Raw genomic sequence first — 12,681 nt, forward strand, 5'->3', positions numbered from 1 at the left:
GGCTCCGCTGTCATGGATACGAACATGCATGCGGAGCAAGTGGGGACGCCAGGCGGCCGGGCGGTCGAACTGGTGTATCTGACGACCAGGCCGGAGCTCGCCGAGGCGCTCCGGGCCCGGTCCGCCTCGACGGCCGCGGGGCGGCGCCTGCGCTGGATGTACCCCGTGCTCGGGACGCTGCTGGTGCTGTTCGGGGTGCTGACCGTGGTCTTGGACGGGACCGTCAGTGCCCGGGCTGTTGGCGTGGCCGTCGCCGGGGCGGTGCTGTGGGCGCTCTCGCCGCTCGTTCCCCGTCTGACGCCCTGGCTGCTGGCGCGGTCGTTCGGCGGCTACGTGGAGAAGGCGGGGGAGGCTCGGGTCCTCGTCGACGACTCCGGAGTCCGGGTGACGACGGCCGACAGCGAGGCGCGCATCGGGTGGAGCGCGCAGCCCACGTACCTGGAGACACCGGGCTCGTTCGTCATGCTCAGCGACGACAAGTCGGCGGTGGCCCTCACGGTCCTGCCCAAGCGGGGCATCCTGCCCCCGGCGGACACCGACGCCCTGCGGGCGATCCTGGACCGGAACCTGCGCAGGCTCTAGGCGGCCTTGGCAGCGCAGTCGGCGCAGGTGCCGAAGATCTCCACCGTGTGGGCGACGTTCACGAAGCCGTGTTCCGCCGCGATCGCCTCCGCCCACTTCTCCACCGCGGGGCCCTCCACCTCGACGGCCTTGCCGCACTTGCGGCAGACCAGGTGGTGGTGGTGGTCCCCGGTGGAGCAGCGGCGGTAGACGGACTCGCCGTCGCTGGTCCGCAGCACGTCGACCTCGCCGGCGTCCGCGAGGGACTGCAGGGTGCGGTAGACGGTGGTCAGACCCACGGAATCACCGCGGTGCTTGAGCATGTCGTGGAGTTCCTGGGCACTGCGGAACTCGTCCACCTCGTCCAGCGCCGCCGCCACCGCGGCCCGCTGTCGGGTGGATCGTCCTCGTACTGGCGCGGTATTCGTCTCGCCAGGCGCAGTCGCCACCGGTTCCTCCTCGTCTCGGGTGCGGCCCATTGTGCCAGGCGGCCGCCTGCCCGAGGTCTTCAGACCTTTACGTCGTCCCGCGTACAGACTTCCTCGGCGGCGCGGGCGGCCTGGGCGCGGCGCCGGGCCAGGGGGGTGGACACCGCCGTCATGACGATGAACACGGCGATGGCGAGCAGCACGATGGCGCCCCCGGAGGGTGCGTCGACGTAGTAGGTCGCGGCCGTTCCGGAGAGCGAGACCAGGACGCCGATCAGCATGGCCAGGCTCAGGGTGGCGGTGAAGCCCCGGGTGACGCGCTGGGCGGCGGCGACCGGGATCACCATCATGGCGCTGACCAGCAGCAGGCCGACGATGCGCATCGCGACGGTGACGGTGATGGCGGCGGTGACCGCCATCAGCAGGTTCAGGAAGCGCACCGGCAGGCCGGTGACCCGGGCGAACTCCTCGTCCTGGCAGACCGCGAACAGCTGGCGGCGCAGGCCGACGGTGACCGCGATGACGAACACGGCGAGGATCGCGGCGGTGACGGTGTCCTCGGTCGAGACGGTCGTGATGGATCCGAACAGGTAGCTGGTCAGATTGGCCGTGGAGCCGCCCGGGGCCAGATTGATGATCATGACGCCGCCGGCCATGCCGCCGTAGAAGAGCATGGCGAGCGCGATGTCCCCGCTGGTCCTGCCGCGGGAGCGGATCAGCTCCATGCCGACCGCGCCGACGATCGCGACCAGGGTGGCCATCCAGATCGGGCTGGTGTTGAGCAGGAAGCCGAGCGCGACGCCGGTCATGGCCACGTGTCCGATGCCGTCGCCCATGATGGCCTGCCGGCGCTGGACGAGGTACGTGCCGATCGCGGGGGCCGTGAGACCGACGAGGGCGGCGGCGATGAGGGCCCGCTGCATGAAGGCGTAGTCGAGGAGGTCCATCAGCTCAGCAGTCCCGTCCGGAGGGGCTCGGCGTCGTGCGCGGAGTGCGGGTGTACGTGGTCGTGGCCCGGCAGCGCGTGCTGCCCCAGGGCCTCCGGGGGCGGGCCGTCGTGGGTGACGCAGCCGTCGCGCAGGACGACGGCGCGGTCGATGAGCGGCTCCAGCGGGCCCAGCTCGTGCAGGACCAGCAGCACGGCGGTGCCGGCGGCGACCTGGCTGCGCAGGGCGTTCGCGAGGATCTCCTGGTTGGCCAGGTCTACACCGGCCATCGGCTCGTCCATGATCAGGAGCTCGGGTTCGCCGGCGAGCGCGCGGGCGATGAGCACCCGCTGGTGCTGGCCGCCGGAGAGGGCGTTGACGGAGGCGTCGGCGTGCGAGCCCATGTCGACCAGGTCCAGTGCGTGCTCCACGGCGGCCTTGTCGGCCTTGCGCAGGAGCCCGAAACGGGTCCGGGCGAGGCGGCCGGCGGAGACGACCTCGCGGACGGTGGCGGGCACCCCGCTGGCGGCGGTGGTGCGCTGGGGCACGTACCCGATGCGCGACCAGTCGCGGAAGCGCTTGAACTCGGTGCCGAAGAGGGACAGGGCGCCGTCGCTCAGCGGGACCTGGCCGACCACGGCGCGGACGGCCGTGGACTTGCCGGAGCCGTTGGCGCCGAGCAGGGCGACGACCTCACCGCTGCGGACGGTGAGGTCTATGCCGCGCAGCACGGGGCGCGAGCCGAGCGAGGCCGTGGCCCCGCGCAGGGATATGACGGGCTGGTCCAGGGCCTGGCCGGGCTTGGACTCCATGGCTCGTGCCTCCGATGCCGCTACTGCTGTCGCCATTACTTGCTGCCGAGTGCCTTCTGGAGGTTCTTCAGGTTGGCCCGCATGACCTCGAAGTAGTCAGCACCCTGGGACTTGTCCGTGATTCCCTCCAGGGGATCCAGGACGTCGGTCTTCAGGCCGGTGTCCGCCGCGAGGGTCTTGGCCGTCTTGTCGCTGGCCAGGGTCTCGAAGAACACCGTCGACACATTGTCCTGCTTCGAGAGGGTCTGCAGCTCCTTCATCCGGGCCGGGCTCGGCTCGGACTCGGGGTCGACGCCGGAGATGCCCTCCTGGTCGAGGCCGTAGCGCTCGGCGAGGTAGCCGAAGGCGGAGTGGGTGGTGATGAAGGTCTTGGAGGCCGTGTTCTTCAGGCCGTCCTTGAACTCGGTGTCGAGCGCACCCAGTTTGGCGACGAGCTCGTCGGTGTTCTTCTTGTAGTCCGCCGCGTGGTCGGGGTCGGACTTCTCCAGGGCCGCGCCGACGCCCTTGGCGATCTCCGCGTACTTGACCGGGTCGAGCCAGACGTGCGGGTCCTCGCCGGACTCGCCGTGGTTGTGGCCGTCACCTTCGGTGTGGCCCTCTTCGGCGGCCGCGTCATGACCGTCGTGGCCGGAGGTGCCGTGCACCTCCAGCTTGGTGAGGGTGGCGGCGTCGACGATGTTCTTCACGCCGGACTGGGCGATGGCCTTGTCGACGGCGGGCTGCAGCGTCTTGAGGTAGAGGACGACATCGGCCTCGCCGAGCTGCGCGGTCTGCTTCGGGGTGATCTCCAGGTCGTGCGGCTCGACCCCGGGCTTGGTGAGGGTGTCGACCTGCACGTGGTCCTTGCCGATCTGCTCGGCGAGGAACTGCATCGGATAGAACGACGCCGTCACGCCGAGCTTGCCGTCCTTGGCCCCGGCGGCCCCGGCCGTCCCCGAGCAGGCGGTGAGGGCGGTCGCGGCGAGGGCGGCGGTTGCGGCGAGGGCGGCGGTGGGTATGAGGCGTCGTCGTACGTTCATGACATCCATTTTCATCAAAGATGGAAACGATTGTCAAAAACCCTGGTGGGAGGGGTGTGGAGGGCCCGTTTAAGGCGGTCTCGATTTGAAAGGGGGGGTGCGCGCGCCGGTAACCTTGAGGCTTCGCCGTTCGTCCTCGTAAATGAAGAGAGCACCGTGGCCGCCGACAAGATCGAAACCATCGTCAGCCTGAGCAAGCGCCGTGGCTTCGTTTTCCCGTGCAGTGAGATCTACGGCGGCTCCCGGGCTGCCTGGGACTACGGCCCGCTCGGCGTCGAGCTCAAGGAGAACATCAAGCGCCAGTGGTGGAAGGCCATGGTCACCGGACGTGAGGACATCGTCGGCATCGACTCCTCCGTGATCCTGGCCCCCGAGGTCTGGGTGGCCTCCGGTCACGTCGGCACCTTCTCCGACCCGCTGACCGAGTGCACCTCCTGTCACAAGCGCCACCGCGCCGACCACCTGGAAGAGGCGTACGAGGCCAAGCACGGCCGCACGCCCGCGGGCGGTCTCGCCGACATCAACTGCCCCAACTGCGGTGTGAAGGGCCAGTTCACCGAGCCCAAGCAGTTCTCCGGCATGCTGGAGACCCACCTCGGCCCGACCCAGGACACCGGCTCCAAGGCGTACCTGCGCCCCGAGACGGCCCAGGGCATCTTCACCAACTTCGCCCAGGTGCTCACCTCCTCGCGCAAGAAGCCCCCCTTCGGCATCGCGCAGGTCGGCAAGTCCTTCCGCAACGAGATCACCCCCGGCAACTTCATCTTCCGCACCCGCGAATTCGAGCAGATGGAGATGGAATTCTTCGTCAAGCCGGGCGAGGACGAGCAGTGGCAGGAGTACTGGATGCAGGAGCGGTGGAACTGGTACCGCGACCTCGGCATCCGCGAGGAGAACATCCGCTGGTACGACCACCCGAAGGAGAAGCTGTCCCACTACTCGAAGCGCACCGCCGACATCGAGTACCGCTTCAACTTCGGTGGCAATGAGTTCTCCGAGCTCGAAGGCGTGGCCAACCGCACCGACTTCGACCTCAAGGCCCACTCCGCCGCCTCCGGCCAGGACCTCGTGTACTTCGACCAGGAGTCGAAGGAGCGCTACACCCCGTACGTCATCGAGCCGGCGGCCGGTGTCAACCGCGCCATGCTCGCCTTCATGCTCGACGCGTACAACGAGGACGAGGCCCCGAACGCCAAGGGCGTCATGGAGAAGCGCACCGTGATGCGCCTCGACCCGCGCCTGGCCCCGGTCAAGGTCGCCGTCCTTCCGCTGTCCCGCAACCCGCAGCTGTCGCCGAAGGCCAAGGGCCTCGCCGCCGACCTGCGCAAGTTCTGGAACATCGAGTTCGACGACGCGGGCGCCATCGGCCGCCGCTACCGTCGCCAGGACGAGATCGGTACGCCGTTCTGCGTCACCGTCGACTTCGACACCCTCGACGACAACGCCGTGACCGTGCGCGAGCGCGACACCATGAAGCAGGAGCGCGTCTCCCTGGACCAGATCCAGAGCTACCTCGGCAGCCGCCTGCTCGGCTGCTAGGTTCCGCCGCTCGAACGGCAGTGGCCCGGTGCGCGATGCGCACCGGGCCACTGCCGTCTTCCGGGCCGGTTACGCGGGCGCCGGACTGCCGGCCGCGGCGGCCGCGGCGGCCGCCAGAGCTGCGGCCCTCGCCTCGCCCTCGGCCTGGGTGCGCTTGGAGAACCGGACGGTCCAGACGATCAGCGAGACCAGGAAGCCGTAGATCAGGACGGGGCTGACCCACACCATCGTGTCGACGCTCAGCGTGTACGCCAGCGCCACCCGCAGCGCGGCCTCCACCAGGTAGGCGACGCCCCAGACCGTGGTCATCCGCCGCATCGCCGCGCGGAAGTCGGGGTACTGCCAGAGCCCGTTGAAGTACGCCACGCCCTCCTTGGTCCCGTCGGTCCCGAACTTGCGGCCGAAGTAGAACATCAGCGGCCGGGGCGTGAACAGGGTGGCGACGCACAGCGCGCCGAACAGGCCCGTCACTCCCGAGTCCTTGATGAGCAGGGCGCGCGCCGAGTGCGCGCCGATCAGCGTGACGAGAGCGGTGATCACCAGGAAGACCAGGGTGACCACGGCGAACTCGTCGACCTTGCGGCGCCAGGCGAGGTGGACGAGGGAGTCGACCACCGGCCAGCCGCCGCTGACCAGGAGCGCGGCGAACTCGCTCCAGCCCCGGTCGGTGAGCATGTTGTACGTGAGGATGGGCGCGACCACGTTGAACCCGATGGTCAGGATCCAGCCGATCGCGGCGGCCGATCCGGACCTGGCCGGCGGCCCGGACTGCGCTGCCGGTTCTTGCTGAGCGGACAAGGTTCCCCCTGGAACAGACCTGATGGTGTGCGGTAAGGGGGAACCTAGGAACCTGGCAGGTGCACGGCAAGGGCCCGCCGTCCCAAATGATGATCAAGATGTCCGGAGCGGACAGTTCCAGGCGTCAGGCGTCAGGCGTCAGGCGTCAGGCGCGCAGGCCGCGCATGACCAGGGCGGTGACCGCCTCGAACTCGGCGGTGATGGTCGGGTCCAGCCAGTCCGCCGCGTACTGCGGATCGTGGAAGCGCCCGGTGGCGTCGAACACCGCGCGCGCCGCGGCTGGTACGTCGGGCGCGCTGATCGAGCCCGCCGCGACCCCCTCGCCGATGATCCGGGAGAGCTGCCCGATCAGCTCGGTGATGTGGTTCTCCACCACGCCACTGCTCTCGCCGAGCAGCACGATGTACGTCGCGAACAGCTCCGGGTCGTCACCCGCCTTGTGGCGCTTGGCCTCGAACAGAGCCTCCAGCCACGATTCCACCTTGGAGAGGGCGGGCTCGGCCGGAGCCGAGGCGATCTCCTCCAGCATGATCTCGCTCTTGGCGAGCCAGCGTTCCGTGACGGCCTCGCGCAGTGCGGCCTTCGAGGGGAAGTGCCGGTACACGCTGCCGTGGCTGACGCCCAGGGCGCGCGCCACGTCCACCACGGTCGCCTTGGTCGGGCCGAACCGGCGCAGTACCTCCTCGGTGGTTGCGAGGATGCGCTCGGGGGTGAGGGGCTCGGCGGCTGCGGGTGGCATGAGTACGACCGTACAGCCGGATCAGTGCTCGCTGTCCAGGTGGGCCATCTGCGCTGCCGGGTACCGGTCGCCGGCGGCCGCACCGGCCGGGACGGCGTCCTCGATGGCCGCGAGGTCGGTCGGGGTCAGGACGACCTGAAGGGCGCCCAGTGCCTCGCCGAGCCGGTCGCGCCTGCGGGCGCCGACCAGCGGCACGATGTCCTCGCCCCGGGAGAGCACCCAGGCGATGGCCGTCTGGGCGACGGTGACGCCCTTCTCGTCGGCGACCTTGCGCAGGGCGTCGACCAGATCGAGGTTCCGGTCGAGGTTGCCGCCCTGGAAGCGCGGGCTCATCCCGCGGAAGTCGCCCGGAGCCAGGGCACGGTCGCGGGTGAAGTGCCCGCTGATCAGGCCGCGGGACAGCACCCCGTACGCCGTGATGCCTATGCCGAGCTCGCGGGCGGTCGGCAGGATCTCCTCCTCGATGCCGCGCGAGATCAGGGAGTACTCGATCTGGAGGTCGGCGATGGGAGCCACGGCGGCGGCCCGGCGCAGGGTGTCCGCGCCGACCTCGGAGAGCCCGATGTGCCGGACGTGCCCGGCGGTGACCGCATCGGCGATGGCGCCGACGGTCTCCTCGATCGGTACGTCGGGGTCCACGCGGGCGATGCGGTAGATGTCGATGTGGTCCCGGCCGAGCCGCTGGAGCGAATAGGCCAGGAAGTTCTTGACGGCCTCCGGCCGCCCGTCGTACCCGGTGAAGCCGCCCTCGACCGTGCGCAGGGCGCCGAACTTCACGCTGGTCAGCGCCGACTCGCGGGCCGCGGCGGGGGCGGTGCGCAGGGCTTCGTTGATGAGGAGCTCGTTGTGCCCCATGCCGTAGAAGTCGCCGGTGTCCAGAAGGGTGACCCCGGCGTCCAGGGCGGCATGGATGGTGGCGAGGGACTCCGCCCGGTCGGCCTCGCCGTAGAGGGCGGACATCCCCATGCAGCCCAGCCCCAGGGGGAAGATGCCGGGTCCGGTGCTGCCGAGAGTGCGGGTGCCGGCCTTTGAGGTGCTCTGGTTCGTCGTCATGGAACGAGAATGACATGACGGCTGACAGGTTTCAATATCTGTCAGTCCTTCGTGTGAGGAAGCCCCGCCCGCAAGGCGGACGGGGCTGGGTGGGGCGGGGCGGGAGGGTGGGGGAGGGCGTGAGGTCAGGACTCGGGGCGGGCCAGGCGGCTCAGCAGGGTGATGGCGTCCTCGCGCGGGACCGGCCGGAAGAACTCCTCGTCGACCCCCTCGACGGCGGCGATCGCCCGCGGAGCCAACTCGGCCCCGGCCGCGGTGACGCGCAGCCGCTTGGCGCGGGTGTCCGCCGGATCGACCTCGCGGGCGAGGAGCCCCTTCTGTTCCAGGGTGCGCACCACCTGTGAGGTCATCTTCACGTCGGTGCCCGCCTGGCGCGCCAGTGCCTGCTGGTTGGGCTGCTCGCCCTGTTCGTTGAGCCACCAGGCGCAGGCGAGGAGGACGAACTGCACGTGGGTCAGGCCCAGGGGCCCCAGCGCCGCGGCGATGCCCCGCTGCCAGCGCAGGGTGGCGTGCCAGAGGAGGAAGCCGGGGCTCTCGCCGGGGGTCAGGGGCATCAGCCCTGGGCCGTCCGGACCAGCGCGGCCATGGTGTCGGGCCAGTCGGCCGTGATGGCCGGCCCGATCTCCGGGCCCGCCTCGGCGGCGCCCTCGCCGCTGATCTCCATCCGGTACACCACCCGGCTGCGCGCCGGGTCGAGTGCCGGGTCGAGTCGGTAGACGCGATGGGTGGTCCGCAGGACCAGGCCGGCGAAGCGCGCCTCGTCGATGAACATCTCGCCCTCGGCGACCTCGGCGACGAGCAGTTCCACCGGGTCCTGGCCGGCCGGGGTCATGGTGATCTCCGCACCCGCCGCGAAGGGGCCCCGGAGCTCGATCTTCTCGATGTCGGCGTTCCAGGCGCCCCAGTTCTCGACGTCGGCCCACAGGGCCCAGATCGCCTCGGGTGCGGCGGTGGTCTCGATGCCGTGCTCGTACTCCCACATGGGGGCCTCCTGGTAGATATTCTTCGCGCAGACTATCTGCGCGAAGAATAACTGTCCAGGAGGTCGGGCGGGGGGTGCGGCTCGGGCGCGTCAGGCCGCCACGCGCAGGACCAGGGCCGCTGCCGCGACCAGGGTGAGGACGGCCGCGGGGGCGAAGGCGTAGTCCTTCGCGCGCAGGTGGAAGACGACGGCGCCGATGAAGTAGAGGGTCACGCCGATGGCGGCGGCGATGCCCAGCGGGGTCAGCCACAGGCCCGCGACCAGGCCTATCGCCCCGGCCGCCTTGAGGGTGGCCAGCCGGGGGAGCCAGGAGTCGGGCACGCCGACCTTCCCCATGCTCTCCGTGATCGCGGGGTTGCGCTGGAGGGTGAAGGTCGCGGACGCGGCGAGCGTGAGGGCGAGCAGTCCGGCGACGACGGCATAGGCGATGAACATGGTGGGCTCCAACGATCGGCGATGTAGAACCATTGAATACCATCAACGATTGTCCAGGCGCAATCATTTCCCGGTTGTTACGATGTGGACATGACGGCGCTTCAGGACCCCACGCACCCGCCGCAGCGACTGGGCATGCTGCTGGCCTGGCACGGATCGATCACCCAGACCCGCATGAAGCAGGCGCTCAGCGCCGCCGGACTCACCCCGCGCCACGCGATGGCCCTCACGCACCTGGACGGCGGGCCCATCGGCCAGCGCGCGCTGGCCGAGCGGTTGGAGGTGGACCCCAGCGTGCTCGTCGGGATCCTCAACGACCTGGAGGGCGACGGGCTCGTCGAGCGCCGCCGGGACCCGGCCGACCGCCGCCGCCACAACGTCGCCATCACCGACGCCGGCACCGCGGCCCTCGCGAAGACGAACGCGGCCCTCGACGCGGTGGAACTCGGACTCTTCGCCCGCCTCTCGGACCGGGACCAGGAGGCGCTGCGCGGTCTGCTGGACCGGATCGACTCGAACAGCGAGGACTTCGCCTGCGGGGAGTAGGCGGCCAGGCGCTCAGGCGCTCAAACGCTCAAACGCTCAGACGGGCACGCGAGCAGCCGCCCAGCCCCGGCTCAGTGCCGCGGCGAGGCGCCCGTGCGTGCAGGGCCGGCCTTCGGCTCCAGGGCGCGGGCCGTGCGCAGGGCCGTCTCGCGGGCCCAGCTGCCGCTGGTGGCGAAGCCGACGCACAGGACGAGCAGTCCGCACACCGTGATGATCCACCAGGCGGGCCGGGCCGAGGCCACGAACTCGGCGGCGGAACCGGACCCGCCCGCCATCCCGGCGGCCAGGACCGCGCCCACGATCGCCACGCCCAGCGCCCCGCCGGTCTGCCGGCTGGTGGAGGCCACCGCGGCGGCCACCCCGGCCTGGGCGCGCGGCATACCGGAGACCGCGGTGTTGGTGATCGGGGCGTTCACCAGGCCGAACCCGATGCCGAAGAGCACGTACCCGCAGAACAGCATCGGCGTCGAGCTCTCGGCCGAGAAGGCGGCGAACAGCAGCCCGCTCGCGCTCATCGTCACGCCCGCGACCAGCAGCGGCAGCCGCGGCCCCCGGGTGGCGACGAGCCGTCCCGACACGGGCGCGCAAAGGAAGGCGAAGACCGCCATCGGCAGCATGTACAGGCCGGCGTCCAGCGCGCCGAGGCCCCGTACGTCCTGGAGGTACAGGGTGTTCAGGAACAGGAACCCGGACAGCGCGGCGAAGGCGCTGACCGCGATCACCGTGGCCCCGCTGAAGGGGGCGCTGCGGAAGAACCGCGGGTCGATCAGGGGCTCCGACCGCCGCGACTCGTAGACCAGCAGCCCGGCCAGGGACGAGGCGGCGACGAAGGCGCAGCCCAGGATCAGCGGGGAGCCCGGTCCGGCCGCGGGGGCCTCGATGATCCCGAACGTGACCGAGCCGAGCAGCCCCATGACCAGCAGCTGCCCGACCGGGTCCGGGCGGCGCGGGTGGTCGGCCCGGGACTCCGGGATGTAGCGCAGGGTCAGGGCCAGGGCGAGGAGGCCGACGGGGAGGTTGATCCAGAAGATCGACCGCCAGCCGACCGAGTCCACGAGCAGGCCGCCGATCAGCGGGCCCGCGGCCATGGAGATGCCGACGACCGCCCCCCAGACGCCGATGGCGCGTGCCCGCTCGCGCGGTTCGGTGAAGGTGTTGGTGATGATCGACATGGCGACCGGGTTGAGCATCGAGCCGCCCACGGCCTGGATCATCCGGAAGGCGATCAGCCAGCCCAGGCTCGGCGCGAGCGAGCAGAGCACCGAGCCCGCGGTGAACAGCACGACGCCGACGATGAAGACCTTGCGGCGGCCGATCCGGTCCGCGGTGGAGCCGGCCAGCATCAGCAGCGAGGCCAGGACCAGCGTGTACGCGTCGATCGTCCACTGCATACCGGCCACGGAGGCGCCCAGGTCGCGGCGCATGGAGGGCAGGGCGACGTTCAGGACGGTGTTGTCCAGACTGACGATGAGCAGGCTCATGCAGCAGATCGTCAGGATCAGCAGGCGCCGCCGCTGGGTCAGCTCGTCCATGCGGCCGATAGTACGCCTAACTAACGACATGCGATCAACGGCACGGCTGAGCCACAATGGGGGAATGACCACGCTCCCCCCGCCTCTCGCGATCGGCCCGCACACCGTGCAGCCCCCGGTGGTGCTCGCGCCGATGGCCGGCATCACCAACGCCCCGTTCCGTACCCTGTGCCGCGAGTTCTCGGGCGGCAAGGGGCTGTTCGTGAGCGAGATGATCACGACCCGGGCCCTGGTCGAGCGCAACGAGAAGACCATGCAGCTGATCCACTTCGACGAGACCGAGAAGCCCCGCTCGATCCAGCTGTACGGAGTCGACCCCGCGACGGTCGGCAAGGCGGTCCGCATGATCGTCGAAGAGGACCGCGCCGACCACATCGACCTCAACTTCGGCTGCCCGGTGCCCAAGGTCACCCGCAAGGGTGGTGGCTCGGCCCTCCCGTACAAGCGCAACCTGCTGCGCGCGATCCTGCGCGAGGCCGTCGCGGGCGCCGGCGACCTGCCGGTCACGATGAAGATGCGCAAGGGCATCAACGACGACCACCTCACCTACCTCGACGCCGGCCGGATCGCCGTCGAGGAGGGCATCACCGCCATAGCCCTGCACGGCCGCACCACCGCCCAGCACTACGGCGGCACCGCCGACTGGGAGGCCATCGCACGGCTCAAGGAGCACGTGCCGGAGATCCCGGTGCTCGGCAACGGCGACATCTGGTGCGCCGAGGACGCGCTGCGGATGGTCCGCGAGACCGGCTGCGACGGGGTCGTCGTCGGGCGCGGCTGCCTGGGGCGGCCGTGGCTGTTCAACGACCTGGTCGCGGCCTTCGAGGGGCGCCCGGAGGACTTCCACAAGCCGACGCTGCGGGAGGTCGGGCAGACCATGCTCCGCCACGCACAGCTGCTGGGGGAGTGGATCGGCGACGAGGCGCGCGGGGTGATCGACTTCCGTAAGCACGTGGCCTGGTACACCAAGGGCTTCTCGGTGGGTTCGGAGATGCGGCAGAAGCTCGCCGTCACCTCCTCCCTGGCCGAACTGGATGCTCATCTGAGCGAGCTGGATTTGGATCAGCCCTGGCCGGACAGCGCGGACGGTCCGCGAGGCCGTACGTCCGGAAACAACCGGGTTGTCCTGCCCGAGGGCTGGCTGAAGGATCCGTATGACTGCGCGGGCGTGAGCGAGGAAGCCGAACTGGACACGTCCGGAGGCTGAGAAATCGCTGGCAAAGCGTGCCATGCGTGGCGTGACATACGCCACGCATGGGTGAGGTTTCGCTCAGATGAGCGCAATAGTCACGGGTAAGACTTTCAAAGGGT

General features: G+C 70.2%; 15 protein-coding genes. 4 read left to right on the top strand and 11 right to left on the bottom strand.

Features of this window, described 5'->3' with window-relative positions; translation table 11 throughout:
- The first annotated feature begins 12 nt into the window (after positions 1 to 12).
- Positions 13 to 582, top strand: coding sequence for a YcxB family protein (locus OHA37_RS26120; protein WP_266908998.1), 570 nt, complete (start codon positions 13 to 15; stop codon positions 580 to 582).
- Here the strand turns inward: OHA37_RS26120 and OHA37_RS26125 are convergent.
- Genes OHA37_RS26125 through OHA37_RS26140 form a run of 4 tightly spaced genes read right to left on the bottom strand, consistent with a single transcriptional unit; the run spans position 579 to position 3,746 of the window.
- Positions 579 to 1,010, bottom strand: coding sequence for a Fur family transcriptional regulator (locus OHA37_RS26125; RefSeq protein WP_266908999.1), 432 nt, complete (start codon positions 1,008 to 1,010; stop codon positions 579 to 581). The genes OHA37_RS26120 and OHA37_RS26125 overlap by 4 nt on opposite strands.
- 59 nt (positions 1,011 to 1,069) lie before the next feature.
- On the bottom strand, positions 1,070 to 1,936 hold the full coding sequence (locus tag OHA37_RS26130; RefSeq protein ID WP_266909000.1) for a metal ABC transporter permease: 867 nt from the start codon (positions 1,934 to 1,936) through the stop codon (positions 1,070 to 1,072).
- Positions 1,936 to 2,727 (bottom strand): metal ABC transporter ATP-binding protein, encoded by a 792-nt coding sequence (locus OHA37_RS26135; RefSeq protein ID WP_266909001.1) that lies wholly within the window; start codon positions 2,725 to 2,727, stop codon positions 1,936 to 1,938. The genes OHA37_RS26130 and OHA37_RS26135 overlap by 1 nt, the downstream gene beginning before the upstream one ends.
- A 35-nt stretch (positions 2,728 to 2,762) precedes the next feature.
- Positions 2,763 to 3,746 carry a metal ABC transporter substrate-binding protein gene (locus OHA37_RS26140; RefSeq protein ID WP_266909002.1) on the bottom strand — a complete coding sequence of 328 codons (984 nt, stop codon included), beginning with the start codon at positions 3,744 to 3,746 and terminating at the stop codon, positions 2,763 to 2,765.
- A gap of 156 nt (positions 3,747 to 3,902) precedes the next feature.
- Between OHA37_RS26140 and OHA37_RS26145 the strand changes: the two genes are divergently transcribed.
- Complete coding sequence (locus tag OHA37_RS26145; protein ID WP_266909003.1) at positions 3,903 to 5,285, top strand: glycine--tRNA ligase; 1,383 nt, start codon at positions 3,903 to 3,905, stop codon at positions 5,283 to 5,285.
- 69 nt (positions 5,286 to 5,354) lie between these two features.
- Here the strand turns inward: OHA37_RS26145 and OHA37_RS26150 are convergent, their stop codons facing one another.
- The 6 genes from OHA37_RS26150 to OHA37_RS26175 form a co-directional block, all read right to left on the bottom strand.
- Positions 5,355 to 6,083, bottom strand: a complete 729-nt coding sequence (locus OHA37_RS26150; RefSeq protein WP_266909004.1) for a VC0807 family protein — start codon at positions 6,081 to 6,083, stop codon at positions 5,355 to 5,357.
- Positions 6,084 to 6,228: 145 nt separating this feature from the next.
- Positions 6,229 to 6,822 (bottom strand): TetR/AcrR family transcriptional regulator, encoded by a 594-nt coding sequence (locus tag OHA37_RS26155; RefSeq protein ID WP_266909005.1) that lies wholly within the window; start codon positions 6,820 to 6,822, stop codon positions 6,229 to 6,231.
- A gap of 21 nt (positions 6,823 to 6,843) precedes the next feature.
- The gene (locus tag OHA37_RS26160; RefSeq protein ID WP_266909006.1) at positions 6,844 to 7,875 is read right to left on the bottom strand and encodes an aldo/keto reductase; all 1,032 of its coding nucleotides are present in this window, start codon (positions 7,873 to 7,875) and stop codon (positions 6,844 to 6,846) included.
- A 125-nt stretch (positions 7,876 to 8,000) separates the two neighbouring features.
- Positions 8,001 to 8,429, bottom strand: a complete 429-nt coding sequence (locus OHA37_RS26165) for a MarR family winged helix-turn-helix transcriptional regulator (protein ID WP_266909007.1) — start codon at positions 8,427 to 8,429, stop codon at positions 8,001 to 8,003.
- Positions 8,429 to 8,857 carry a polyketide cyclase gene (locus tag OHA37_RS26170; protein WP_266909008.1) on the bottom strand — a complete coding sequence of 143 codons (429 nt, stop codon included), beginning with the start codon at positions 8,855 to 8,857 and terminating at the stop codon, positions 8,429 to 8,431. The genes OHA37_RS26165 and OHA37_RS26170 overlap by 1 nt, the downstream gene beginning before the upstream one ends.
- A gap of 90 nt (positions 8,858 to 8,947) precedes the next feature.
- On the bottom strand, positions 8,948 to 9,292 hold the full coding sequence (locus OHA37_RS26175; RefSeq protein WP_266909009.1) for a DoxX family protein: 345 nt from the start codon (positions 9,290 to 9,292) through the stop codon (positions 8,948 to 8,950).
- Between the two features lie 90 nt (positions 9,293 to 9,382).
- On the opposite strand from OHA37_RS26175, the gene OHA37_RS26180 reads away from it, so the two are divergent.
- A complete protein-coding gene (locus OHA37_RS26180; protein WP_266909010.1) occupies positions 9,383 to 9,838 on the top strand; it encodes a MarR family winged helix-turn-helix transcriptional regulator in 456 nt (151 codons plus the stop codon).
- A gap of 71 nt (positions 9,839 to 9,909) precedes the next feature.
- Here the strand turns inward: OHA37_RS26180 and OHA37_RS26185 are convergent, their stop codons facing one another.
- Positions 9,910 to 11,370 carry an MFS transporter gene (locus tag OHA37_RS26185; RefSeq protein ID WP_266909011.1) on the bottom strand — a complete coding sequence of 487 codons (1,461 nt, stop codon included), beginning with the start codon at positions 11,368 to 11,370 and terminating at the stop codon, positions 9,910 to 9,912.
- 64 nt (positions 11,371 to 11,434) lie between these two features.
- Between OHA37_RS26185 and dusB the strand changes: the two genes are divergently transcribed.
- Positions 11,435 to 12,577, top strand: coding sequence for a tRNA dihydrouridine synthase DusB (gene dusB / locus OHA37_RS26190; protein WP_266909012.1), 1,143 nt, complete (start codon positions 11,435 to 11,437; stop codon positions 12,575 to 12,577).
- Positions 12,578 to 12,681 lie beyond the last annotated feature (104 nt).

This window comes from Streptomyces sp. NBC_00335, from assembly GCF_036127095.1.
Taxonomy (GTDB): domain Bacteria; phylum Actinomycetota; class Actinomycetes; order Streptomycetales; family Streptomycetaceae; genus Streptomyces.